The following is a 23,161-nucleotide window of genomic DNA, read 5'->3' as shown; positions in this document are numbered from 1 at the left end:
GATCGGGATCGCGGCGGCCTGACTTTGCGTGCCTGCGCCTCGCAGGTACGACCGCGAGGAGAAGAGCTTTACGGCGGAGGACGGCTGTGAGATTCCTTCGCGGAAAAGGACGCAGTACCTCATCCGGCTTCCCGCCGCACGGACGCCGGGAGGCGCCGGATGAGCGCCATGCCGGGTTGGGAAATCGACCGGCTCTTTCTTGATCGAGGGTTACTTATGAACGCCACCTCCACGAGTTCCTCCGTTGATCCGCAGGAGATCCAGCGTTTCGATGCCATGGCCGCCGACTGGTGGAACCCGCGCGGCAGCATGAAGGCCCTTCATCGCCTCAATCCGCTGCGCCTGCGCTACATCAGGGATCAGATCGCCGGCCATTTCGGCCGTTCGGCCGTGGCACTGGATGGGCTGGCGGGGCTGCGCCTGGCGGATGTCGGCTGCGGTGCCGGCCTGCTCGGCGAGCCATTGGCAAAGCTGGGCGGCACCGTGACGGGGATCGACATGGCGAGCGCCAACATCGAGATGGCGAAGAGCCACGCCGTGCGGTCGGGCCTCGCCATCGACTACCGCGCCATGGCCGCCGAGGATTTGCTGGCCGCCGGGGAGCGTTACGACGTCGTGCTCGCCATGGAGATCGTCGAGCATGTCACCGAGCCCGCCTCTTTCCTCAGGACCTGCGCCGGCCTCGTGAAGCCGGGTGGCCTTCTTTTCGTTTCCACCATCAACCGGACCATGAAGGCCTACGCCCTCGCCATCGTCGCGGCCGAAAACGTGCTGCGCTGGGTGCCGCGCGGCACGCATGACTGGAACAAGTTCGTAACCCCTTCCGAGATCGTCGACGCCGTGACGGGGGAGGGCCTGTCGGAGCTCGACCGGACCGGCGTCGCCTACAACCCCCTGCTCGACGAATGGCGCCTCGCGCGGGATACCGACGTGAACTACATGATGACGTTCTCGCGGCCGTAGTCTGCCCCCGGCCCGGCGGCGGCGCCAATGGTGGAACCGGGGCACATCCCGGTTCCGATGCGCTGAAAGCTCGTGGCGATATGGGCGTATGCCGCCGTTGGCTTTCAAAAAAGAAACTGACGTGAAAGCGCCTGCGATCTGAGTTCGGGAGGCAAGCTGCTGACCCATGTCGCAATGCTCATTTTTATATAAAATGATCTCAATTTGTATGTAGTGATCAATTACTTTGCGTAGTCATATTGACTATTAAAGTAGAATTTTCACTCTTCCCTCGTTCTGCTTTGCATGAGGGATATGATGAGGAAATTTCTTCTATTGTCGGTTGCCGCGGTGGCCGTCGTCGGGGTGGCTGGCTGCAAGACCACCTCGTCGCGCCACTCCTATTCCTATCCTGCCGTGACCAGCGCGCCTCCGGAACCGGGACAGACCACGTTCCGGAGACAGCGACCGATCTATGCGCCCCCTGAGCCCGGACAGACCACGTTCCAGGGATCGGGCGGTGACGATGGGCCGCCGGAGCCGGGGCAGTCGACGTTCGATTGATCGGCGTGTTGCCGGGTCCGGGGATTTCCTGCGATCCGGTGGGGGGAGACGGCGCGCGGGATCAGGATTCCGCGCGCCGTCGAGAAGCGGTCGCTGGAAATGCCGCCGTGGCATTCGCAAGCGCGGTCTACCGGGCGGTCGGCGATGAGGGGCTCACGGCAGATTGTCCCGCAGATAGATGTCGATCCTGATGCGCTCCTGCCCCTGGTCGATGGGCTGGCCATCGGTGAGGGCGCGAAGGACGCGCATCGCGCTACGCACCTCGTGGCCCGGATCCTGGTTGAGGATGGCGTCGAAGGTGCCGTCTATCAGGGCCTCTCGCGAATGATCCGTCAGTTCATGCGCGATGACGCAGATTCTTCTGCCCAGGCCCCGCTTGCGCAGGGCGGCGATCACGCCGCGATTGCCCGCGCCGAGGCTGTAGAGGCCAACGATGTCGTCATGGGCGTCGAGCAGGGCGCCGAGCGCTTCCTCGGCAATGGCGGCATTGTCGCGGCCTTCGATGACCGGCAGCGTCGTGAGGTCCGGATATTCCGTGCGCAGCACGCGCTCGAAGCCGAAATGACGCTCGGCATGGTCGCGAAGCAGCATGGAACCAGCGAGGATCGCGATGCGCCCCCGGCATCCGCGCAGGAAGCGCCCCATGAGCGAGGCGGCAGTACGTCCGGCTGCACTGTTGTCGATGCCGACGAAATGTGCGCGGCGCGAGGCCGGCACGTCGGAGACCAGCGTCACCACCGGAATGCCGCGCACCGCGAGGCGGTCGATGGCCTGGCGTACCAGGGCATTGTCGGTGGCCACCACCGCGACCCCGGTGAGGGGGGCATCCGCCAGTCCATTGAGAGCGGCGGCGAGCGTGTCGTCGTCGAAGGGAGGCACTTCGATCACGCGGATGCTGACGCGCTCGGCCGCGTTGAGATCGCCCAGGCGCGCGACCTCCGTCGCGAGATTGCGCATGAAGGTGTTGACGCCGGTGGGAATGAGGAAGACGAGTTGATATTCGCGCTGCGTGGCGAGCATGGCGGCGGCGAGGTCACGCCGGTAGTTCAGCCGCGCCATGGCCTGCTCGACCTTCTCGATCGTGGCCGGACGCACGCCTCCGCGTCGATTCAGAACCCGATCGATGGTGGCGAGGCTCACGCCCGCGGCATTCGCCAGATCATGCACCGTCGCCCGTGCCATGGAATTATCCGCTGTCGAATTTTCAGGAACGTACCTCAGAAGCGATGAACTCGCAAACATTTCCGTAAATCGATTTTATCGCCCATTTTTGAATATTTATATTTATGTATCAATCACTTATATACAAAGGGCGCTCGCGATTCCTGTTTGATCCGGAGCCGCGCGGATGGCCGACCCTGGAATGATTGGCGCACCTCAATTTGTGCATAGCGTGCATGAAATCGGGGCGCAAATCCCGCCCCGATGCATTTGGAACGTGCCAATCAGAACATCAGCGGCCAAACCTCCGCCGCGCCGCGCCAGATCATGTCGCAGGCCACGTAGAGGATGGCGACGAGGCCGAGATAGGCGATCCAGCGATGGCGCTGCAGCAGGCGTGCGATGAGGCTGGCGGCTATACCCATCAGGGCGATCGAAACGGCAAGGCCGAGGACGAGCACCCACAGGTGATCGCGCGCAGCGCCGGCCACGGCAAGAACGTTGTCGAGCGACATCGAGACATCGGCCACCACGATCTGCCAGGCAGCCTGCGCGAAGCTCTTGCGCGGCACGCCGCCATTGCTGTGGCCGTTCCCGCCGTCCCCTTCCAGGGCCTGGTGGGCGGCGTTCTCGTCATGATGACTCGTGCGCAGCTCCCGATACATCTTCCAGCATACCCACAGCAGCAGTATTCCGCCGGCGAGCAGCAGGCCCACGATGGCGAGGAGTTGCGTGGTGACGGCGGCGAAGACGATGCGCAGCAGGGTGGCGGCTGCAATGCCGATCAGGATGGCGCGGGTGCGCTGCTCTTTGGGGAGGCCCGCAGCCGCGAGGCCGATGACAAGTGCGTTGTCGCCCGCCAGCACGAGGTCGATCATGATGACCTGGCCGAGCGCGACCAGGGAGGCGACTGATAGGAAGTCGGACATTTGGAAAAGGCTCTCTCGTTCCGGTGCGGAGAGCGGTTCCAGTCTTTGCCAAGGTCTTGAACCTTGGCCGCGTTCGGAAAGGACGCGCCGGGGCCGCTCTGTCTGCTCCAGTCCGACATCACAGTTCACGGCAAGTCGTGGGCGACGGCTTCGATATCAAACCGTCATGCACGACCTGCCCCGAAACTGCCAGAGGGGCCCGGCCTGGTGACCTTCGTCTACTGCAAGTTGCGAGGAAATGAAAGCTCCGTTCCGGCATGGCTGCCCGAACGTTATGGCATCGTCACCATGGCCCGATGCGGGGTGTGCGGCCGAAATGCCAGGCGCCTTGTGTCTTGACGGAACCGGCGAAACACAAAGATGCTTCGAAAAACAAAGAGTTAGAGAAAGGTGGCATCTCTGCCTAGACGCGCTTTGCTCTAGTTTCGTTCGTCCGGCAATGTCGGCAGCGGCAGAACCTCGATACCGTCCTCGAGCAGGCTGCGTACGTCCTCGCCCGTTGCCTCGCCGTGGATGGCGCGTTGCTCGACGTCGCCCTCATGCATCTTGCGCGCCTCGCTTGCGAAGTGCTCCCCGACATAGTCGGACTTGTCGGTCAGCATCGCGCGCAATTCGCGAACCTTGGCCCGCAATGCCTGCTCCTCGGCGGACATCAGCGCCACCGGCTGCGGCGGCGCCGCCGGCGGTGGCGCCTCACGGTCCTTGCGGGCGACCTGCGGGGCCATGATGGCCTTGCCCACTTTCGCCGAGCCGCAGTGAGGGCAGGTCAGGAGCCCTCGCTCCGCCTGATCCTCGTAGGAGGAACCATCCCGAAACCAGCTTTCGAACTCATGTCCCTGGTCGCAGACGAGGGAGAAACGGATCACTCTGCAGCCCTCAGCGCCGGCTCCGTCCTGAGGGTGAAGGAGCGGGCATTCTTCAGATTGGGAATCTTGCCGCGCGTCGCCGCGACGGCGTGAACGTCGATCTCGCCATAGATGAGGCCGAGCGTGTCGCCGGCGTCGGCGACGATGCGGCCCCAGGGATCGACGATGACCGAATGGCCATAGGTCTCGCGGCCGTCGTCGTGATGGCCGACCTGTGCAGCCGAAATCATCCAGGCGCCGTTTTCGATGGCGCGGGCGCGCTGCAGTACGTGCCAGTGTGCCTCGCCCGTCTGCTTGGTGAAGCAGGCCGGTGCGCTGATCACGTCGGCGCTCGCATCGCCATAGGCGCGGAAGAGCTGCGGGAACCGTACGTCGTAGCAGATGGCGATGCCGAGGCGACCGAAGGGCAGGTCGACCGCGACGGCTTCGCTGCCTCCGACATAGGCATTGGACTCGCGCCAGCTCTCCCCGCCGGCCAGGTCGACGTCGAAGAGGTGGATCTTGTCGTAGGAGGCGATCACCTCTCCCTTGGGGTCGATCACGAAGGCCCGGTTGGCCGCCTTCTCGCCGACGCGCACCGCCATCGAGCCGATATGAAGATGGATGGCGTTCTCGCGGGCGATGGAACGGAAGGTGTCGAGCTCCGGATTGGACTTGTCGTCACCGATCACCGCCATCATGGCGGCGCGATCGCGATTGACCACCGTGGTCATCTCCGGGGTCTGCAGGTAGTCCGCCCCGGCCTGCCTGGCCTCGCGCGCTGCGGCTGCCACGGTGGCGACATTGGCCGAGGGCACCAAGCCCGAACGCATCTGCAGGACGGCGGCTTTGAAACGCATGGCTTTCTTCCTCAGGCTGCGAGAAGCTTGTCGAGGCCGCCGGCGGCCTCGAGGTCATGAAGATCGTCGCTGCCGCCGACATGGGTGTCGCCGATGAAGATCTGCGGCACGGTCCAGCGGCCATTGGCCCTGCGGCTCATCGCTTCCTGGAGATCGGGCCGGCCATCGACGTCGATCTCCTCGAAGGGAATGCCCTTGCGCTGGAGAAGCGCCTTCGCCGCCTTGCAATAGGGGCACCAGGATTTCGAATAGACCACGACGGGCGGCATGACGGCATTTCCAAGCATGAGCGAACTCTCCCAGAAATGGGGAGGTTCCGGCAAAAATCAATCGACTACCATGCGGGGTCGAGGGTGCCCCACAGGACACGCACTCTGGAGCGCGGCCGAAGGAGAAGCAATGGCGCAAATCGCCGGTTTCGTCTTCAGACTTGCGCGCGCCGGCGAAACTTCGAGCCGGGGGCTGCCGCATTCCGCCTCTCAATCGCTCTGGTATATCATCCAGGCCCTGTCGAACGCGCGTAGACGGATGTCCTGTTCGCGCATGAGCACGTAGAGGCAGCCGGAGGAGAAAAGGCCCGCGGCATCGTCGCGGCCGATCTGCAGGACGAGACGCCAGTCTCCCGCCGTATCGAGCAGGCGGCGGGCGGCAGCGGTGCGGAAGGCATCCGCAGCCCCGCAATGGATGCCGCGCGTGGCGAGTTGGGCCATGGCCTGCATGCCGTTCTGCAGTGGGATCGGCCAGCCGCCGAGCCGATGGTTCGGGCCCTCCTTGCCGTCCGGCGTGCCAAAACGGGCAAGCCATTCCTCGTAGCGGCCTTCGTCGCTCTCCTCGTCCCAGAAGGTGCCCGCTTCGAGGCCCCGCGGGAACGCATCGAAATTCCTGTCGCTGGGAGGGATGGCGGTGAGGATGGGAAAGGCGGTGACCGCAGCCGGCCGGAAGAGGCTGCTCCATCGCTCGCGGGCCGTGGCCGCGAAGGCCGCCGGGACGGACTTGCGTTGCAATCGTCCCGTCGGCGTCCTGTCCCAGATCAGGCGGAAGCCAGCGGCGCTGCCGGGGTCGAAGCCGGGCGGGCACTCCCAATAGTCGAAGAAGAGGAGGAGCCTGCCCTCGGCGGGCAGCGACGAAGGAAAGCCCTGGATCTGCGAAAGGCTGGCGAGATCGAGCTGGGCCAGGAAGGCGAGCGGAAAGGTTACGCCGACCGCATCGGCGAGGGCATCGCGTTCACGGCTGAACAGGCGGGCCTGTTCGGGCGTCATCCATGAACCCGGGCGCGTTGCTTCGCTCGCCAGCCGAAGCGCCTCGGCATGGTGGGCCGCCGCTCGCTCCGCGGCGTCGGCATAGGGTGGGCGCTGCGGCCAGGGCACTTCCGCGGGCAGGTCGGGTAGTCCGCCGATCTTGCTGGAGCCGAGCGGTATCTCCGCTTCCTCGGCCACGCCAAGGGTCGCGAGCAGGAGAGCGGGTTCGGCCTGCTCCGCGAGGCGGTGGGCGACGGGCGTGGGCAAGCCGGAGCCCTGCAGGGAGTCCTGCATGTCCTCGCGGCTCTGCGGCCACGCGATCGGCGCGCTCTTCCCCATTTCCAGTCCCACCCCGGTCCTTATGTCCGTCGCGTCGGCATCACTCCAGCGGCATGGCTACACGGGCGAAGACCAGCATGTCGACGCTCGATGCCCCGGCGCGCATCAGGGCGCGAGCGGCTGCCTCGGCCGTGGCACCCGATGTCAGCACGTCGTCGACCACCACGATCCGCCGTCCCCGGATGGCCTGCCGGTCCTGCTCGGCTACCGTGAAGGCGCCCTGCAGATTGCGGGCGCGCTCCTTGCGGCTGAGCCCCACCTGATGAGCCGTGTGCTTGTGGCGCGACAGCAGCAGCGGTTCGTAGGCGATACCCGAGCGATGGGCGACTCCACGTGCCAGCAGAGCGGCCTGGTTGAAACGCCTGCTCCACAGGCGCAGGCGGTGGAGGGGAATCGGAACGAGCATGTCGGCGCCGTCGAGGATGTCGCGTCCGGCCTGCGCCATCAGCCGCGCCATGAAGGGCGCGATCTCGACGCGGTCGCCATATTTGAGCCTGTGCACGAGCTCGATTGCCGCTCCCTCATAGCGGGCGGCGGCGCGAGCCTTGCCATAGGCCGGCGGATTGGCGGCGGCCTGTGCCGAGATCATGCCCTCGCCATGGTCGTAGACGAAGGGAATGCCGAGCCTCTCGCAATAGGGCCGCTCGATCAAGGCAAGGTCGCGCCAGCACGAGGCGCACAGGCTGGCGTGGCTGCCCGTCATCTCCCGGCAGACGAGACACCGAGGCGGCAGGACGATATCGGCCAGCCTGCCTCCCGCCCGTGCCAGCAGGCGTGACAGCAACCGTGGCGCGAGGAGATCAGCACTCATTCCTGCAAGGTGACAAAGTTCGGGCCACCTGTCACCAGCATGCTGGGACCCGATGAGGGCAATCGTTCATGGGCACCGAATTTGCGGTGCTTCCCTTTGGGGGACGAAAATCCCGAAAGAAAAGGCCGGACCGTTTCCGGCCCGACCTGTCTTGCTGTAGAGCCCCCGAGGTTCTCACCACCTGTATCTGAGGCCTGCGGTGCCCTTGACGGCATAGTTGTCGCCGGAGCCGGAGGAGAGGGCGGCGGCATAGTCGGCCTCGCCATAGAGGCTCCACTCGTCGTTCCAGGCATAGCTGCCGCCCAGGCCGACCTCGCCCCACAGGCGCTTGTTCTGCTGGGTGAAGGAGGAGCCGGCCACCTCGACCGAGGTGCCGTCCAGGAACTGGTAGCTCAGATTGGCGACGGCGTAGAGCTGCAGGCGGTCGGTCCTGCCCTGCTGGTTCTTCCAGCTGGCCAGGTTCTCGACCCGCAGGCCGAGCCGGCCCTTCAGGCTGTCGCCGTCGCCGAGGGCGACGCGGGCGCCGTTGAGGTCGGTGAAGCTGTCGAAGTCGACATGGGCCCAGGCGAGCTGGGCCTGGGGCACCAGCGCCCAGCCCGAGCCGAGCTCGAAGCGCCTGCCCGCCTCCAGGCTCAGCACCGAGGACCAGCCCGAATTGCCGCCGCCCGCCTTGTTGGACAGGTCCGACTCATACCAGGTGAACTGGCCGACCGCATCGGCATAGAAGCCGTCCTGGCCGAGCCAGGTCAGGTTGCCGCCGAGCCCGTAGCCGGTCGAGGTGATCTTGCCGCTGCGCGCCGCCTTGGTCACCGGGTCGGGCGAGACGTCGATCTCGGCGCGCGAGGTGCCGATGGTGGCGAAGGCGCCGAGCGTCAGTTCGCCCGAGCCGTTCTCATGGGCCACGCCCTCATAGCCGGCCTGCAGGAAGCCGAGGGACTGGGTGTAGGCCGAGCCTGTCCTGGGATCGTAGGAGGCATACTGGCCGCCGATGCGCCCCCAGGCGCCCTGGCCGTAGAGCACCGGCTTGCCGTCGGCATAGGAGGCGTTCTGCTCGCCGGTCGGGGTGCAGCGGAAGTTGCGGGACGGGTCCTTGCACCAGATCGCCTCGGGCGGCGTGCCGTTCGGCCAGACGCGGTTGCCGGTCCTCTGCTGCAGCGTGCCCAGCGTCGCCTCGGCATAGTTCACCAGCGTGTCCGCATAGGGCAGCGCAGTCTGCGTCGAGGCGGACGCGCCGACCGAGCGCAGGTACCAGTCCTGGTCGCCCGGGTCGGTGACGCCGCCATAGAACAGGTTGTAGTCGTAGGCGCCGGCCGTCAGGGTCCGGGCGAGGCGGAAGGCGTCCGAGGTGGAGTTCCCGTCGACCTGCACCACCTTGATGCCGTCCTTGGTGGTCAGGGCGCCGGGGCCGCCGGCATTGGCGACCGACAGCGTGGTCGAGCCCGAGGCGTTGCCGTTGATCACCCAAAGGTCGGTGGGCGAGCCGTCGGTGCCGAGATAGGTGTCCATCGCCATCACGCCGCCATCGCCGACATAGTCGCCCGAGGTGCGCGTCACATCCCCGGTGCCACCGTCGCGCATGGTGAGGAGGCCGCCATTGGTGAAGGTCTCCAGGCCGTCGAAGGAGGTGGTCTCCGCCGTGCCCGCCGAGGCCGCCGCGATCACCGTGCCGCGATTGTCGACATGGTCCGTCCCGGCCCCGAAATCGTTCGCCCCGTTCGCCGTGTTCCACGTCCCCGTGTTGCTGAAGGAGTCGCCATATTCGCCCAAGGAAACGACACCGGTGATGAGATTGTTGTTGTTGATCTCGTAGCGCACCAACGTGCCGGAGATCGCCAGGCTGGACGAAAGCTGATCGTTGTTTCTGACGACGCCGTTGTTGTTGACGATAATCGGGTTGTCTTCGACGCTAAGATAGTTTCCGCCCGTGTAAACGGGACCCGTGAGAGAGTCGGCATGGATCGCTCCGTCGTTCCCCTCAACGATGGAATTCGACCCAATATTGATGGTTGTCGTCACGCCGGACTGGATACCGCTCAGGGTGCCGCTGCGCAGCCGTACATCGATGCCATAGCTCGGAAGGCCGGCGTAGGCCCGCTCCTCGCCGCGCACCAGGCCGTTCGTATTGATGGTGAGGTCGCCCGTGACCGGCGTGTCGTAGGCGTAGATCGGATCCATCGTGACCTGAATGGCGCTCACTCCGCCATGCACCTCGTTCACCGAGAGGGTGGCGCCCCCGCCCGGTACCCCGGTGACGAGGAGGCCCGTGTCATGGGCATCAATGAGGCCCGTGAATTCGGCGTCGATCGTGCCGCTCCATGATGAACCCGGAGCGCCGGACATGCTTACGCCATTGGCGCTGGCGAGATAGTTTCCGTTGGACCGAACGAAGATCGAATTCGTAAAGCGGCCTAATTCGTACGCATTTTCGAGATACAGAGCGTTCGTGCCGCTTCCCACCACACCGGTCGAGGCCGTCGTATCGATCGTGGTGGCATTCGTATCGATGAACGAAAGCGTCCCGTTCCCCTGGGCCCAAAGAGCGAACCCGAAGCCTCCCGGCCCCGCCGGCAAAGTCAGATTGAACGTGCTGTCCGTCGTCACGGTTTGATTGAGAACGACTGCCGGCACGATTTGCCCCGTCGTGGTGGGGCCGCTGCATACCCAACTGCTGTAGTTGCCCGGTGAGGCCGGCTGGCAATCGGCGAGAGCGCCGTCGGCCTGGATGGCAAGGAAGCCGATGGACAATGCCGCAGTGACGGGGGTCTTCAGTCTCTTCAGCTGTCCGAATTGCCTCAGGCCTCGCCCACGTTCAGGAGCGCAGAGGGACGTCGTGCGCAACAGTTCCCTGATCATCATTCTCTCCCATATCGAAATCATCATTCCCTTGAGGAAATGACGATTAATCTCGTGTATTGTCGATATGGGCATGTATTTATTCTTTGTGACAAGCAGTTACTCGTTATTATGGATCACTATGTATAAAACTTAGATCAATTTATACAAATTTTTGTCAAAAAATGAGAGAATGTTGCCGATATGTCACGTGAATACGCATATGTTTTGAATTGAATTTCCATCTAGGAGGGGTATGGCGCGTTATTCGAAGATTTGTCGTATTTTCCCTTAGGTCATACAAAAGGGACCAACGGCGCTCGATGCGCTTGTTCATGTCGGCGCCATGGCCAGGGCTCGCCGAGGCCGCCGCAGAAATCCCGTCGCGCCGCAGTATCGGCTCGAGTGGCCGGGATCGCGCCCGGACAGGGCATGCCCGTTGTGGATACGTGACCTTGCCGAGGTGGCTTGGAGACGGCATTGCGCCGTGGCGGTGGCTCGCGATTTGCCGAGCGGGCCCGACATTGCCATTATGCCCGCCGCAATCCCGCCTTCAGACTGGAACTCCCTCTTCGATGTCCGCTCCGCTCCGTAACGCTATCGCCCGTCTCGATCTCTTTGCGGGCGCCGGCCCCGACGACATAGACGCCGTTGCCGCCCTTGCCGTCGAGCAGCGCTACAAGGACGGCGAATCGATCTTCTCGCGCGGGGCCTCTGGGGAAGGCATGCTGATCGTGCTGCAGGGTTCGATCCGGCTCTCCATCGTCTCCGTGGATGGGCGGGAACTGATCCTGCGCGAGGCCGGGCCGGGCGACGTGATCGGTGAGATCGCCGTGCTGGATGGCGGCCGACGTACGGCCGACGCCACCGCGGTCGGACCGGTGCTGGCCGGCTTCATCGGGCAGGCGCCCTTCGCCAGGCTCCTCTCCATCCGTCCCGCCTTGCAGATGGGAATCATGCAGGTGCTGTGCGCGCGCCTGCGGGACACGACCGACCAGCTCGAATCGATCGCGCTCTATCCGCTCGAGGCCCGCCTTGCCCGTTTCCTGCTCTGGCATGTGCAACGGTATGGTCGCACCCGGCCGGATGGCGCCCGCAGCGCGCCGCTCACCATCTCGCAGAGCGCCATCGCGAGTTTCGTCGGCGCCAGCCGTCCCAAGGTCAACCGCCTGCTCGCCTCCTTCGAGGAGCGCGGCGCCATCGAGCGGCGCGGCGCCATCGTGCATTGCGACGTCGCCGCCCTGACGCGCCTGGCCCAGGCCGAGACCCCGGCGGGCGTGGAGGACGACGGCGAGGGCGCCGAGCGTGGCTGATCCCGCCTTCAAGCCCGCGATTGCAACGGGCCTGGCGGCTTTCGTCCTTGGCCTTGGCTTCCTGATCCTCAATCCGGGGGGGACGGCCAACACCCTGCGCGAGGAAGCGTTCGACCTCATCGAGGCGGTGGTCCCGGCAAGGCGGATGGCGGATGGCGTCGTGGTCGTCGATATCGACCGGCCAAGTCTCGCCACGAAGGGTGCCTGGCCCTGGCGACGCGCCGGTCTCGCCGATCTGATCGCCAGGCTCCAGGAGGCCAAGCCGGCGGTGATCGGCGTCGACATCCTGCTCGACGGTCCGGACAGGCGCGCACCAGCCCCGACGCTGCGGGCGCTGGCGAAGTCCACGGGCCGGAGCGATCTCAATGCTGTCGCCGACAGCCTCCCGGACGACGACAAATATCTCGGCGAGGTCATTGCCCGCTCGGATGTCGTGCTCGGCCTGCTGCTCGATGATGCAGGCAAGGATGCCGCGCCGTTCCCGGCTCCCATCGTCTATACCGGCACTGCGCCATCGCTGCGCAACCTGTCCCAGGAAGCCATCGCGGTCGACGCTCCCTTCGCCGGGCTGGTCGACAACGCGGTGGCCGTGGGCGCGCTTTCCTTCTCGTCCGGCACCGGCACCAAGGTGCGGCATGCGCCGGGCTTCGTGAGGGCGGGCAGCGAAATCTACGCCGGCTTTGCGATGGAGGTCTTCCGGGACGCACAGCAGGCTTCCGCCTTCCTGCTCGACCCTGCCGGAACCATGGCATCCGTCGGCGACGCGCATGTCCCGCTGCGGGAAGGCGCGGCGATCCGCATGCACCTGACCGCGCCGTCCAACTGGGCAGCTCGCACGGTTTCCGCCGCCGACGTGCTGGACGGCAAGGTGCCGGCCGGGCGTCTTGCGGGGCGGATCGTGCTCATAGGAACCAGCGCGCCGGAAGCCGGCGCCTTCCTGGCCACCGCCGTCAGCCCGCTCACGCCCACGGTGCAGGTGCAGGCGGAGGTGATCGAGGGCCTGCGTTCGGGCGACATTCCACAGCGCATCCGCGATCCGCGCCTGGTCGAGCCGTTGGCCGCAGCCGCGCTCGGCCTGGTTGCCCTTGCAGCCGCCCTGTGGCTGGGTCCGCTCATGGCAAGTTCGATCCTGGCGGTGCTGATCCTGGGGTGGATCGGCCTGAGTGTCGGTCTGTTCGCAGGCGCGGGGCTGCTGATCGATCCCGCCGGGCCCCTGATCCCCGCCATCGCGGCCGCAAATTCGGCCCTGGTGGTGATGTTCGCCCGCACGCGCAAGCTGCGCAACGCCATCGAGCGCAAGTTCGGCCGCTACCTCTCGCCTGAGATCGTGCGCCGGCTGACCTCAGCGCCCGAGGAGTTGAAGATCGAGGGCGAATTGCGCGAGGTCACGGCGCTGTTCTCCGACATCGAGGGTTTCACCACCATGTCGGAGAATGCCGAGCCGCGGACCCTGGTCGGGGCGCTCGACGCCTATTTCGACGGAGTTTGCGCCATTGTCATCCGCCACGGCGGCATGGTGGACAAGATCGTCGGCGACGCGGTGCATGGCCTGTTCAATGCGCCGCTCGCCCTGCCCGGCCATGCCCGTGCGGCCATGGATTGTGCCATCGACATCGGCCGCTTCACCCAGGAATTCCGCCACAGAGAGGATGCCAGGAAGCTTGGCTTCGGACGTACGCGCATCGGCCTCGATACCGGTCCCGTGATCGTCGGTGATGTCGGAGGCCTCGGCCATCTCGACTATACGGCTCATGGCGATGCCGTGAATTCGGCCGCGCGGCTCGAGGCGATCAACAAGCAGTTCGGGACGACGATCTGCCTCGGCGCCCGCGCCGCCTCGGCGATCGGGGAGCCTCTGCTGATGCGTCCCCTCGGCACGGTGATCCTGCGCGGGCGCACGGCCGAGACTGCCGTGTTCAGCCCCTGGCCGGATGATGCCACGGCCGAGAGACGGCAGGCCTACATGGCCGCCTATGAAGCGACGACGCGGGATCGCGGGCAGGCGCTCGGGTTGTTCAAGGATCTCGCCCGCCAGTGGCCCCAGGATCCGGCCGTGGCCTATTGGGTCAGGACATTGTCCGAGGCACGGCCGGTCTAGCATTACAGTCGTAAAACAAAGGGTTAGAGCAAAGCAGCGTTTCTATCTAGAGCGTTTTGTGTTTTGACGGAATCGGCAAAACGCAAAGACGCGTCGAAAAACAAAGAGTTAGAGAAAAGCGGCGTTTCTACCTAGACGCGCTTTGCTCTAAGCGCGCTTTGCTCTGGAAAGCCGCAGTTTCGGCATTGGTCGTTACCGAGACAGGGGAAGCGATCGCACTCGAAGCCAGCGTCGTCTACCCCCAGGGACCGCGCGGGCCGAGGTCGTCCAGGCCCACGCCCTCCACGAAGCCGCCCTGCCGTCGCGGCGCGGGCCCCATGCGCTGGGCTATCGCCTCGAGCGCCGCAATACGGTTGGCGGTGTCCGGGTGGGTCGAGAACAGGTTGTCCATCGCCCGCCCGGAAAGCGGGTTGATGATGAACATATGGGCCGTGGCCGGGTGGGCCTCCGCCTGTTCGTTGGGAATGTGCTGGGCGGCCTTGTGAATGCGCGCCAGCGCCGAGGCGAGCGCGCGCGGGTTGCCGCTGATCTCGGCGCCCAGGCGGTCGGCCTCGTATTCGCGCGAGCGCGAGATCGCCATCTGCACGATCATGGCGGCAATCGGCGCCAGGATGGCCAGGGCAATGCTGGCGATCGGGCCGAGCGAGCCGCGCTCGCGGCTGCCCGAAAAGAACATGCCGAAATTGGCGAGCATGGAGATCGCACCGGCAAGCGCCGCCGTCACGGTCATCAGCAGCGTGTCGCGATGCTTGATGTGGGCGAGTTCATGGGCGATCACGCCCGCCGCCTCCTCCCGCGAAAGCATCTGGAGGAGGCCGCTGTTGACCGCCACGGCAGCGTGGGTCGGATCGCGCCCGGTCGCAAAGGCGTTGGGCTGGGGATCGTCGATCACATAGAGCCTGGGCATGGGCAGGCCCGCATTGCGCGCCAGTCCCGCCGTGAGCTGGTAGAGTTCCGGCTCGCTGCGCGCATCGGCTTCGCGCGCGCCGTACATCGAGAGCACCATGTCGCCCGATCGCCAATACGCGAAGGCGTTGGTGGCAAGGGCGACGGCGAGCGCAATGAACATACCCGTCTTGCCGCCCAGCACCAGGCCGATCGCCATGAAGAGGGCGGTCATGCCGGCAAGGAGGATGGCAGTGCGTGCGTAGTGCATCGAGGGAGTCCCGTTTATCCTGCGATAAGATCGGAACGCCACTATCGCATATGCAAGAGGCCGCCGCATGAAAGGTTTGTCATGTCCAGCGTGAGTGCGGCGCCTGCCGGAAACGGTCGAGCCCCTGCGGCCTACATCGCGGCGTCGTCGACCTCGTCGCCCGGATCGTTGGATGCGAGCACGACTACGCGGGTGCCGACCGGCGTGTTGTTGTAGAGGTGGATGATGTCCTGATTGAGCAGCCGGATGCAGCCGGAGGACATCGACTTGCCGATCGAGGTCGGGTCGATCGTGCCATGCAGGCGATAGAGCGTGTCGCGATTGCCCTGGAAGAGATACATGGCCCGGGCTCCCAGCGGGTTGCCGGGCCCGCCGGGCATGCCGCCGGCCCATTTGGCCGCTTCGGAATCGCGCTTCACCATGTCGGAGGGCGGCGTCCAGGTCGGCCACACGGATTTGCGCTTGATGGTGGCGTTGCCATGCCAACCGAAGCCTTCGCGGCCGACGCCGACGCCGTAGCGGGTGGCGAGGCCCTGGTCATGGACATGATAGAGATAGTGGTTGTTGGGATCGACGACGATGGTGCCGGGCTCCTCGCCCGTCGGATCCGTGACCTCGCGGCGGTAGAACGCCGGATCGATCTGGCCCAGGTCGATTGCCGGGACCGGGCGGCCATTGTCCTGCCGGCCGGCATATATGGCGCGATAGTCGTAGTCGCTGCCGCCCCAGCCGTCGAAGAAGGAGTCGGCCGACAGGCGGCGGGAGGACGCGCAACCGGCAAGAAGGAGAGGGGCGCCGAGCATGAACAAGCGGCGGGACAAATCGGGCATCAAGGACCTTCCAGACCGGGAATCAGTATCAATTCGGGCAAATTGCGCGGCAAGTAGAGCTTATCAGGGTTAATGCTTGGTTATTTCGGGCAATAGAGCCGTTAGGAAATGGCCTGCTGAGGCCATTTCGCAACGTTATCCCGAACAGGCCCTAGATGTTCGGCGGCTCCGGCAATCAGGGGTTGCATGGCCCGAGCTTGGCCGCCGAAGTCGCGCACCGCGGCGGGGTCCTTTGGAAGCGGCCGACTCGCGGCCGTCAGATCCAAGGGCGGGCGGTCGCCGTCTTCTGCTCGAAAGAGGCGATGTGCGGCGTCTTCTCCATGGTCACGCCGATATCGTCGAGGCCCTGCAGCAGCTTGTTCTTGCGGGCGGGATCGATGTCGAACTTCACCGTGCCGCCATCCGGGCCGTGGATCTCCTGGGCCTCCAGATCCACCGTCAGCGTGGCGTTGGCGCCGCGCTTGGCATCGTCGAACAACTTTTCGAGATCGGACTCGGAAACGACGATCGGCAGGATGCCGTTGTTGAAGCAGTTGTTGTAGAAGATATCTGCGAAGGAGGTGGAGATCACGCAGCGGATGCCGAAATCGAGCAGGGCCCAAGGCGCATGCTCACGCGAGGAGCCGCAGCCGAAATTGTCGCCCGCCACCAGGATCCTGGCATTGCGGTAGGCGGGCTTGTTCAGCACGAAATCCGGGTTCTCGGAGCCGTCGTCATTGAAGCGCATCTCCGAAAAGAGCCCCGCGCCCAGCCCCGTGCGCTTGATGGTCTTGAGATATTGCTTGGGGATGATCATGTCCGTGTCTACGTTCATGATCTCCAGGGGAGCGGCAACGCCGGTGAGCGTGGTGAATTTGTCCATTGCCTGAGAACCGTTTTGAACAGAAAGCTTTTTCAAGCCCGGTCTTTTATGGCGTGCCGCCCCGGGTGACAAGTAAATTGGACGTCAAAAGCGTTTTGCGATCCGGCAGGATGCCGGGAAGCGCAGGAGCGCATCGAAACGAGGAACAGGGCAGGGCGGCTTCATCGTCTGAACGCACCTTGCCCCAGGGGGACCGAGAAGGAACCATGTCTGGTCTGTTACGGCTCAGTGAAGCGGCGCGGCGGGCCACAGTGAAGGCCCTGGCTCCGGCGGAACCGATCATCTTCGTCACCTCGCCCGATCCGAGGGAAGCGGCGCGCAACGCCATTTCCACATTCGGTGCCGGCACTCTCATCACGGTGCTCAGCCTGCCCATCGCCTGGGCCTGCCTCTCGGCTGCCTGGCAGGCCATCGCCCATGGCGGCTCGCTGGTCCTGCCGCTGCTGTTCAGCCTGCTGGCGTTGCCGGCGAGCATCTTCGGCGTCTACCTCATCAGCGCCCCCTATGCGGCCTATCTCAGGGCCAAGGACCGCGTGGTCCTGATCACCGACCGGCGCCTGGTGCTGATCTCGATCCGCAACGGCGTGGAGGAGACGCTGTCGGCCCGCTCGATCCTCGGCGTCGAACGCAAGAGCCTCGAGCGCGGCTTCGGCACGCTGGAGGTGCGCCACGAGGCGAAGGGCGACGAAGCCGAGACCGTGCTTGCCGGCATCGACAACGTGATGGAGGCCGAGCTCGCAATCCGCAGGCTTTCGCTCGATCATTCGGTGACCATCATCTCGCCGGTGCATTGAGGCGGCACGGCCGTCCGCCCCGAAAGCCGGCCGCCAACGAGGATTGCGCCCCGCCCACAATTCGCCGCATTGCGCGGACGTGCGCTTCGGGGTAAAGGCGCTTATCCAAGTTTGGGGATGAAAATGGCCGAAGCACATCATGAAGCGATGACCTCGCAGGATTTTTCCGATCACAAGAGCACCTATGAGGGTTTCCTCAGGCTCTCATCGATCGGCATGGCCTGGGTTCTCGTCATCGTGGCCTCGCTCGCGATAGGCGGCACGACCGGCCATTGGGGCATCAGCTCCATCCTGCTGATCCTTGGCACGATCGCGTCCGTCGTCGGCATGGCCGTGAGGAGCTGGGGCTGGAAGCCCGGTGCCGCCGTGCTCGTGCTCTCGCTGCTGGTGCTGCTGCTCCTCACGCATTGAGCGACTGCCGGACATCGCCGTCCGCCCTCGCTGTCCGGCGGGGGCTTTCTTCCAAGCAAAGTCATTCCAGGACGCCGCTGGTCGGACGGATGGCCGCTTTCGGCTGGAAGGGACGTGACGAGATAGGTTGCGGCATCCTGTGCGATGCCGCGGCTTTCAGGGCTCTCCCCGCCCGACATCATCCCCCGCCCGAGGAGCGAGCATGATCGGCATAGCTGTTCCTTCCGAGATCGATCCTGGCGAACCGCGCGTCGGTGCCACGCCGGATACGGTAAAGAAGCTCATTGCGCTCGGCGCCTCCGTCACCGTGGCGGCCGGCGCTGGCCTGGCCTCCGGAATCACGGACGCCGAGTACCAGGCTGCCGGTGCTGCCGTCGCGCCGTCCAATGCGGAGGCGCTGCAGGGGGCCGCCCTCGTTCTCAAGGTACGCCGCCCGATGGCCGAGGAACTCGGCGACTATCCCGCCGGTGCGCTGGTACTTGCCATCATGGACCCCTACGGCCAGCACGAGGCTCTCGAAGCCCTGGCGCGGGCGAAGGTAGCGGCGTTCGCCATGGAGCTCATGCCCCGCATCACGCGAGCGCAGGTGATGGACGTGCTGTCCTCGCAGGCCAATCTCGCTGGTTACCGCGCCGTCATCGACGCCGCCGCCGAATTCGGCAGGGCCTTCCCGATGATGATGACGGCAGCGGGCACCGTGCCCGCAGCCAAGGTTTTCGTGATGGGCGCCGGCGTCGCCGGACTTCAGGCCATCGCCACCGCCCGCCGCCTCGGCGCCATCGTCACCGCCACCGACGTCCGGCCCGCCGCCAAGGAGCAGGTGGCTTCGCTCGGCGCGAAATTCGTGGCGGTGGAGGACGAGGAGTTCAAGCAGGCCGAGACTGCCGCCGGCTATGCCAAGCCGATGTCGGCGGAGTACCAGACCAAGCAGGCGGCACTCGTCGCAGAGCACATCAAGAAGCAAGACGTGGTCGTCACCACGGCGCTGATTCCCGGGCGGCAGGCCCCGCAGCTCGTTTCCGCCGCCATGGTGGAGAGCATGCGGCCGGGTTCGGTGCTGGTGGACCTTGCGGTCGAGCGCGGCGGCAATGTCGAGGGCGCCAGGGCCGGAGAGGTCGTCACCACGGCCAATGGCGCGAAGATCATCGGCCATCTCAACGTCCCCGGGCGGCTGGCGGCCTCCGCGTCCTCTCTCTATGCCCGCAACCTGCTCGCCTTCGTGGAGACGCTGGTCGACAAGAAGGAAAAGGTGCTGGCGCCGAACTGGGACGATGAACTGGTCAAGGCGACGCTTCTCACCAGGGATGGCGCCGTCGTGCATCCGAATTTCCAGCAACAGGTCGGTTGAGCCTCGGGGGCGGGTCTCCGGACGCGCCTGTTGGCTTTCCGTTTCCGGGCGGGTCTGAAGATCCGTCCCCCAATTCCGGGAGATCGCCATGGCCGATACGCCGCAGGAACTTCTCGACAAGGCCAATGCTGCCGCCGAGGGCGCGCGGCAGGCGGCCGACCTCGCCCATTCCTACGCCGAGCAGATCGCCTCCACCGTGGGCGCGGCGGCGCATGCGGCGAGCGGGGGGGCGATCGATCCCTTCGTTTTCCGTTTCGCCATTTTCGTGCTGGCGATCTTCGTGGGCTACTATGTCGTCTGGTCGGTCACCCCGGCGCTCCATACGCCGCTGATGTCGGTGACCAACGCGATATCCTCGGTCATAGTCGTCGGTGCTCTGCTCTCTGTGGGCGTGTCGACGGCCGGCGACGGCGGCGGTTCCTGGTGGGCGCGCGGCTTCGGCTTCCTTGCCCTGATCCTTGCCTCCATCAACATCTTCGGCGGCTTCCTGGTCACCGAGCGCATGCTCGCCATGTACAAGCCGAAGGAGAAGCCCAAGCCTGCAGCGCAGGACGGCATCGCTCCACCGGCGGCGCAGTGAGGGCCCCGGCATGTCCGTCAACCTGACCCAGCTCCTCTACCTCGTCGCGGGCGTCCTGTTCATCCTTGCGCTGCGCGGGCTTTCCTCGCCGGCCTCCTCGCGCCAGGGCAATCGCTTCGGCATGATCGGCATGGGCGTGGCCATCCTCACCACGCTCGCCGTCGCGCCGCCGACCGACTGGTCGGGCTGGCTGCTCGTCGTTTTGGGCCTCGCCATCGGCGGCGGCATCGGTGCCGTGGTGGCGCGTCGCGTCGCCATGACCGCGATGCCCCAGCTCGTCGCAGCCTTCCACTCGGGCGTGGGCCTTGCCGCCGTCTTCGTCGCGGCCGGGGCGCTCTACGCGCCTGCCGCCTTCGGAATCGGGGATGCCGGGTCGATCGAACATGGATCGCTGATCGAGATGTCCCTGGGCGTCGCAATCGGCGCCATCACCTTCACCGGCTCCGTCATCGCCTTCGCCAAGCTCAACGGCAACATGTCGGGCACGCCGATCCTGCTGCCGAACCGCCATGTCATCAATGCCGCCATCGCGGTGCTGCTGGTGGCGCTCATCGTCGCCTTCGTCGTGACCGAGGTCCATGCGCTATTCTGGCTGATCGTGCTGACCGCGCTGGTGCTGGGCGCCCTGATCATCGTTCCGATCGGCGGCGCCGACATGCCGGTGGTGGTCTCCATGCTCAACTCCTATTCGGGCTGGGCGGCGGCGGGCATCGGCTTCACGCTCGGCAACCTGGCTCTGATCATCACCGGCGCGCTGGTGGGCTCGTCCGGCGCGATCCTGTCCTACATCATGTGCAAGGGCATGAATCGCTCCTTCATCTCGGTGATCCTGGGTGGCTTCGGCGGCGACTCCGCGGCCAGCGCCGGCAGGGGGCCGGAGACGCGACCGGTGAAGCAGGGATCTGCCGACGACGCCGCCTTCATCATGAAGAACGCCTCCAAGGTCATCATCGTGCCGGGCTACGGCATGGCGGTGGCGCAGGCCCAGCACGCGCTGCGCGAAATGGCGGACAGGCTCAAGGCCGAAGGCGTCGACGTCGCCTATGCGATCCATCCGGTCGCCGGCCGCATGCCCGGCCATATGAACGTGCTGCTGGCCGAGGCCAACGTTCCCTATGACGAGGTCTTCGAACTCGAGGACATCAATGCTGAGTTCGGCCAGGCCGACGTAGCCTTCGTGATCGGCGCCAACGACGTGACCAATCCCGCCGCCAAGACGGATCCTTCCTCCCCGATCTTCGGCATGCCCATTCTCGATGTCGAGAAGGCGAAGACCGTGCTCTTCATCAAGCGCGGCATGGGTTCGGGCTACGCGGGCGTCGAGAACGAACTCTTCTTCCGCGACAACACGATGATGTTGTTCGGCGATGCCAAGAAGATGGTGGAAGAGATCCTGAAGAGCCTGTGAGGCCCGGCAGGCCTGTCCCGATGCAGGCCGCGCCGCAACCCTGGAAGAAGAGTTCATCATGACGAAGTGGCGGCACTACTGGCGCCCCGGAACCGGATCGCTGGTCACCACGATCGCCTTCGCATGGGCCGGCGTCGAGCCGGAGGCGGTCCGTGTCGCCGAGGCCAGCCAGCGCGATCCCGATTTTCTCGCCTTGAACCCGGCGGCGCAGGTACCCGCCGCCGTCATGCCGGACGGTACCATCCTGGCCGAGACATCCGCGATCCTGCTGGCCATCGACGAGGCACATCCGGGCTCGGGGCTGCTGCCGCCCTTGGGTTCCCCGACCCGCGCCACGGCCTTGCGCTGGCTGATGTTCCTGGCCGTCGCAGGCTATCCGGCCATCCTGCGCTATTACTATGCCGACCGCTTCACGGCCGACGCCAGCGAGGCTGGCCTGGATGGCGTGCGCACGGCGGCCAGCCGTGAACTCGACCGCATCCTGGCGATTTTCGCCGCGGCCATGGAGGGTCCGTTCCTGCTGGGCGAGAAAGCCTGCATCGTCGACGTCTACTGCATCATGCTCGCCGATTGGCATGCTCCGGCCAGGGAGATGCCGGTCTTCCAGGCCTTGCGGCGGGCGATCATGGCGCATCCCGTCATCGGGCCGGCATGGCGCCGCCATGAAGAGAGCTCTGAATAATCGGACATAATTCTTGGGTTGGCGCACAGAGCTGCTAGAGACGTATTTCAAAGGGCTTTGGGAGGACGATCCTGCTCGATGGTGATTGCTCGTTGCGCGGATGACGGATCTCGGCGCGCTTGCCAATCCACGCTCGACACGCCACCTTCCCAGGAACGAGCAAGAAGACGGGAACGCCAATGACAAATGTAACCTTGCTGGGCGATATCGGCGGCACCAACAGCCGTTTCGCTCTCGTCAACAAGGGGCGGACGGATTATCGCAGCGAGCGGCATTACGAGAACGAGCGCTTTCCAACCTTTCAGGACGCCATCGAGGCCTATGTCGTTGAGGTGGGCGAACGCCCCAATGCGGGCGTCGTGGCGATTGCCGGGCCGGTAGCGGGTGAGATGGTCGGGCCGACCAATCGCCAGAGCTGGCTGTTCAATCCGCCAAGCCTGGCGGCGGCGCTCCGCTTCGTGCGCCTCGACGTAATCAATGATTTCGAGGCCGTCGCGCACGCCCTGCCACATCTCGCCGACAGCGATACTGCCACCATCGGCGAGGTCCAGGCCTACAGCGCCGGCGGCAACATGGCCGTGCTCGGCCCGGGCACGGGCCTGGGCGTTGGGGCGCTGGTGCGAGGTGGTTCGCGATGGGTCGCTGTGCCTTCCGAAGGCGGCCATGCCGAGATCGGCGCGCCCGATGGGGAATGGGCCAAGGCGCATGAACTGATCCGCAAGAAGATCGGCCGCGTCTCGGGCGAGCATGTGCTCTCCGGCCCCGGCCTCCAGCGCATCGACGCCGCGCTCAACACGCTCGCTGGCCATCCCCAGAAGCGCAGCGCCGCCGACATCGGCACCAGCGCCGTGGCGGGGACCGACGCCATCGCCGTCGAGGCCGCGCATCTCTTCTTCGACTATCTGGCCAGGTTCTCGGGCGACGTCGCCCTGATGTTCGCAGCCAAAGGCGGCGTGTTCCTCTATGGCGGCGTGGTACAGAAGCTCTCCGCCCTCATGGATAAGCAGGCTTTCCGCAGGGCCTTCGAGGCCAAGGCGCCGTTGGAGAAATTCCTGGCGCAGATCCCGACACGGCTGATCATCCACCCGACGCCTGGACTGATCGGTTGCGCGGCCGTTGCGGCGCATTGGTAGGCTGCTAGAGAGAACGCCCTCGTCA

At 65.4% G+C, this 23,161-nt stretch carries 22 protein-coding genes; 11 read left to right on the top strand and 11 right to left on the bottom strand.

All coding sequences use genetic code 11. The features are described from left to right. Positions 1–216: 216 nt before the first annotated feature. Together ubiG and AC6H34_RS07470 are read left to right on the top strand one after the other, a co-directional pair. On the top strand, positions 217–963 hold the full coding sequence (gene ubiG, locus AC6H34_RS07475; RefSeq protein ID WP_497538381.1) for a bifunctional 2-polyprenyl-6-hydroxyphenol methylase/3-demethylubiquinol 3-O-methyltransferase UbiG: 747 nt from the start codon (positions 217–219) through the stop codon (positions 961–963). Between the two features lie 315 nt (positions 964–1,278). After that, positions 1,279–1,506 (top strand): hypothetical protein, encoded by a 228-nt coding sequence (locus AC6H34_RS07470; protein WP_448150589.1) that lies wholly within the window; start codon positions 1,279–1,281, stop codon positions 1,504–1,506. 153 nt (positions 1,507–1,659) lie between these two features. Here AC6H34_RS07470 and AC6H34_RS07465 read toward each other — a convergent pair whose 3' ends face one another. The 8 genes from AC6H34_RS07465 to AC6H34_RS07430 form a co-directional block, all read right to left on the bottom strand. Continuing rightward, positions 1,660–2,688: a LacI family DNA-binding transcriptional regulator gene (locus AC6H34_RS07465; protein WP_448150590.1), complete on the bottom strand. Its 1,029-nt coding sequence runs from the start codon at positions 2,686–2,688 to the stop codon at positions 1,660–1,662. Positions 2,689–2,951: 263 nt separating this feature from the next. Beyond that, positions 2,952–3,596 carry a TerC family protein gene (locus tag AC6H34_RS07460; RefSeq protein ID WP_497538380.1) on the bottom strand — a complete coding sequence of 215 codons (645 nt, stop codon included), beginning with the start codon at positions 3,594–3,596 and terminating at the stop codon, positions 2,952–2,954. Between the two features lie 419 nt (positions 3,597–4,015). Further along, a complete protein-coding gene (locus AC6H34_RS07455) occupies positions 4,016–4,462 on the bottom strand; it encodes a DUF1178 family protein (protein WP_497538379.1) in 447 nt (148 codons plus the stop codon). Next, the gene (locus AC6H34_RS07450) at positions 4,459–5,301 is read right to left on the bottom strand and encodes a carbon-nitrogen hydrolase family protein (RefSeq protein ID WP_497538378.1); all 843 of its coding nucleotides are present in this window, start codon (positions 5,299–5,301) and stop codon (positions 4,459–4,461) included. The genes AC6H34_RS07455 and AC6H34_RS07450 overlap by 4 nt, the downstream gene beginning before the upstream one ends. 11 nt (positions 5,302–5,312) lie before the next feature. Beyond that, complete coding sequence (gene grxC / locus AC6H34_RS07445) at positions 5,313–5,588, bottom strand: glutaredoxin 3 (RefSeq protein WP_497538377.1); 276 nt, start codon at positions 5,586–5,588, stop codon at positions 5,313–5,315. Between the two features lie 192 nt (positions 5,589–5,780). After that, positions 5,781–6,878, bottom strand: coding sequence for a YwqG family protein (locus AC6H34_RS07440; RefSeq protein ID WP_497538376.1), 1,098 nt, complete (start codon positions 6,876–6,878; stop codon positions 5,781–5,783). A 40-nt stretch (positions 6,879–6,918) separates the two neighbouring features. Further along, the gene (locus AC6H34_RS07435) at positions 6,919–7,689 is read right to left on the bottom strand and encodes a ComF family protein (RefSeq protein WP_497538375.1); all 771 of its coding nucleotides are present in this window, start codon (positions 7,687–7,689) and stop codon (positions 6,919–6,921) included. 174 nt (positions 7,690–7,863) lie between these two features. Beyond that, the gene (locus AC6H34_RS07430; protein WP_497538374.1) at positions 7,864–10,545 is read right to left on the bottom strand and encodes an autotransporter family protein; all 2,682 of its coding nucleotides are present in this window, start codon (positions 10,543–10,545) and stop codon (positions 7,864–7,866) included. 551 nt (positions 10,546–11,096) lie between these two features. Here AC6H34_RS07430 and AC6H34_RS07425 point away from each other — a divergent pair. Beyond that, positions 11,097–11,834 carry a Crp/Fnr family transcriptional regulator gene (locus tag AC6H34_RS07425; RefSeq protein ID WP_448150598.1) on the top strand — a complete coding sequence of 246 codons (738 nt, stop codon included), beginning with the start codon at positions 11,097–11,099 and terminating at the stop codon, positions 11,832–11,834. Beyond that, entirely contained in the window at positions 11,827–13,932 is a 2,106-nt protein-coding gene (locus tag AC6H34_RS07420) for a CHASE2 domain-containing protein (protein ID WP_497538373.1), read from the top strand. Before AC6H34_RS07425 ends, AC6H34_RS07420 begins: the two co-directional genes overlap by 8 nt. A gap of 235 nt (positions 13,933–14,167) precedes the next feature. Here the strand turns inward: AC6H34_RS07420 and htpX are convergent, their stop codons facing one another. The 3 genes from htpX to leuD form a co-directional block, all read right to left on the bottom strand. Continuing rightward, complete coding sequence (gene htpX, locus AC6H34_RS07415; protein WP_497538372.1) at positions 14,168–15,088, bottom strand: zinc metalloprotease HtpX; 921 nt, start codon at positions 15,086–15,088, stop codon at positions 14,168–14,170. A gap of 131 nt (positions 15,089–15,219) precedes the next feature. After that, a complete protein-coding gene (locus tag AC6H34_RS07410; protein WP_448150601.1) occupies positions 15,220–15,918 on the bottom strand; it encodes a L,D-transpeptidase in 699 nt (232 codons plus the stop codon). 256 nt (positions 15,919–16,174) lie between these two features. Then, positions 16,175–16,780, bottom strand: coding sequence for a 3-isopropylmalate dehydratase small subunit (gene leuD / locus AC6H34_RS07405; RefSeq protein WP_448150602.1), 606 nt, complete (start codon positions 16,778–16,780; stop codon positions 16,175–16,177). Positions 16,781–16,986: 206 nt separating this feature from the next. On the opposite strand from leuD, the gene AC6H34_RS07400 reads away from it, so the two are divergent. From AC6H34_RS07400 to glk, 7 genes are all read left to right on the top strand, one after another. After that, a complete protein-coding gene (locus AC6H34_RS07400; protein ID WP_448150603.1) occupies positions 16,987–17,574 on the top strand; it encodes a hypothetical protein in 588 nt (195 codons plus the stop codon). Positions 17,575–17,697: 123 nt separating this feature from the next. Further along, positions 17,698–17,985 (top strand): aa3-type cytochrome c oxidase subunit IV, encoded by a 288-nt coding sequence (locus AC6H34_RS07395; RefSeq protein WP_448150604.1) that lies wholly within the window; start codon positions 17,698–17,700, stop codon positions 17,983–17,985. 205 nt (positions 17,986–18,190) lie between these two features. Next, positions 18,191–19,333, top strand: a complete 1,143-nt coding sequence (locus AC6H34_RS07390) for a Re/Si-specific NAD(P)(+) transhydrogenase subunit alpha (RefSeq protein ID WP_497539856.1) — start codon at positions 18,191–18,193, stop codon at positions 19,331–19,333. A gap of 88 nt (positions 19,334–19,421) precedes the next feature. Next, on the top strand, positions 19,422–19,913 hold the full coding sequence (locus AC6H34_RS07385; protein ID WP_448150605.1) for an NAD(P) transhydrogenase subunit alpha part 2: 492 nt from the start codon (positions 19,422–19,424) through the stop codon (positions 19,911–19,913). 10 nt (positions 19,914–19,923) lie between these two features. Further along, positions 19,924–21,321 (top strand): NAD(P)(+) transhydrogenase (Re/Si-specific) subunit beta, encoded by a 1,398-nt coding sequence (locus AC6H34_RS07380; protein ID WP_497538371.1) that lies wholly within the window; start codon positions 19,924–19,926, stop codon positions 21,319–21,321. Positions 21,322–21,379: 58 nt separating this feature from the next. Beyond that, a complete protein-coding gene (locus tag AC6H34_RS07375) occupies positions 21,380–22,003 on the top strand; it encodes a glutathione S-transferase family protein (protein ID WP_497538370.1) in 624 nt (207 codons plus the stop codon). 179 nt (positions 22,004–22,182) lie between these two features. Beyond that, positions 22,183–23,136 (top strand): glucokinase, encoded by a 954-nt coding sequence (gene glk, locus AC6H34_RS07370; RefSeq protein ID WP_448150608.1) that lies wholly within the window; start codon positions 22,183–22,185, stop codon positions 23,134–23,136. The last annotated feature ends 25 nt before the right edge of the window (positions 23,137–23,161 follow it).

The sequence above is a fragment of the Labrys sp. ALF-8 genome, from assembly GCF_059699065.1.
The sequence above is the reverse complement of the archived record's forward strand: the minus strand, read 5'-3'. Positions and strand labels throughout refer to the sequence as shown.

What these genes read in the sequence shown, in the direction of transcription:
- ubiG (WP_497538381.1), top strand. Translation starts at nt 217, where the DNA reads ATGAACGCCACCTCCACGAGTTCCTCCGTTGATCCGCAGGAGATCCAG.
- AC6H34_RS07465 (WP_448150590.1), bottom strand. Translation starts at nt 2,688, where the DNA reads ATGGCACGGGCGACGGTGCATGATCTGGCGAATGCCGCGGGCGTGAGC.
- AC6H34_RS07460 (WP_497538380.1), bottom strand. Translation starts at nt 3,596, where the DNA reads ATGTCCGACTTCCTATCAGTCGCCTCCCTGGTCGCGCTCGGCCAGGTC.
- AC6H34_RS07450 (WP_497538378.1), bottom strand. Translation starts at nt 5,301, where the DNA reads ATGCGTTTCAAAGCCGCCGTCCTGCAGATGCGTTCGGGCTTGGTGCCC.
- grxC (WP_497538377.1), bottom strand. Translation starts at nt 5,588, where the DNA reads ATGCTTGGAAATGCCGTCATGCCGCCCGTCGTGGTCTATTCGAAATCC.
- AC6H34_RS07440 (WP_497538376.1), bottom strand. Translation starts at nt 6,878, where the DNA reads ATGGGGAAGAGCGCGCCGATCGCGTGGCCGCAGAGCCGCGAGGACATG.
- AC6H34_RS07435 (WP_497538375.1), bottom strand. Translation starts at nt 7,689, where the DNA reads ATGAGTGCTGATCTCCTCGCGCCACGGTTGCTGTCACGCCTGCTGGCA.
- AC6H34_RS07430 (WP_497538374.1), bottom strand. Translation starts at nt 10,545, where the DNA reads ATGATGATCAGGGAACTGTTGCGCACGACGTCCCTCTGCGCTCCTGAA.
- AC6H34_RS07425 (WP_448150598.1), top strand. Translation starts at nt 11,097, where the DNA reads ATGTCCGCTCCGCTCCGTAACGCTATCGCCCGTCTCGATCTCTTTGCG.
- htpX (WP_497538372.1), bottom strand. Translation starts at nt 15,088, where the DNA reads ATGCACTACGCACGCACTGCCATCCTCCTTGCCGGCATGACCGCCCTC.
- AC6H34_RS07410 (WP_448150601.1), bottom strand. Translation starts at nt 15,918, where the DNA reads ATGCCCGATTTGTCCCGCCGCTTGTTCATGCTCGGCGCCCCTCTCCTT.
- leuD (WP_448150602.1), bottom strand. Translation starts at nt 16,780, where the DNA reads ATGGACAAATTCACCACGCTCACCGGCGTTGCCGCTCCCCTGGAGATC.
- AC6H34_RS07400 (WP_448150603.1), top strand. Translation starts at nt 16,987, where the DNA reads ATGTCTGGTCTGTTACGGCTCAGTGAAGCGGCGCGGCGGGCCACAGTG.
- AC6H34_RS07395 (WP_448150604.1), top strand. Translation starts at nt 17,698, where the DNA reads ATGGCCGAAGCACATCATGAAGCGATGACCTCGCAGGATTTTTCCGAT.
- AC6H34_RS07385 (WP_448150605.1), top strand. Translation starts at nt 19,422, where the DNA reads ATGGCCGATACGCCGCAGGAACTTCTCGACAAGGCCAATGCTGCCGCC.
- AC6H34_RS07380 (WP_497538371.1), top strand. Translation starts at nt 19,924, where the DNA reads ATGTCCGTCAACCTGACCCAGCTCCTCTACCTCGTCGCGGGCGTCCTG.
- AC6H34_RS07375 (WP_497538370.1), top strand. Translation starts at nt 21,380, where the DNA reads ATGACGAAGTGGCGGCACTACTGGCGCCCCGGAACCGGATCGCTGGTC.
- glk (WP_448150608.1), top strand. Translation starts at nt 22,183, where the DNA reads ATGACAAATGTAACCTTGCTGGGCGATATCGGCGGCACCAACAGCCGT.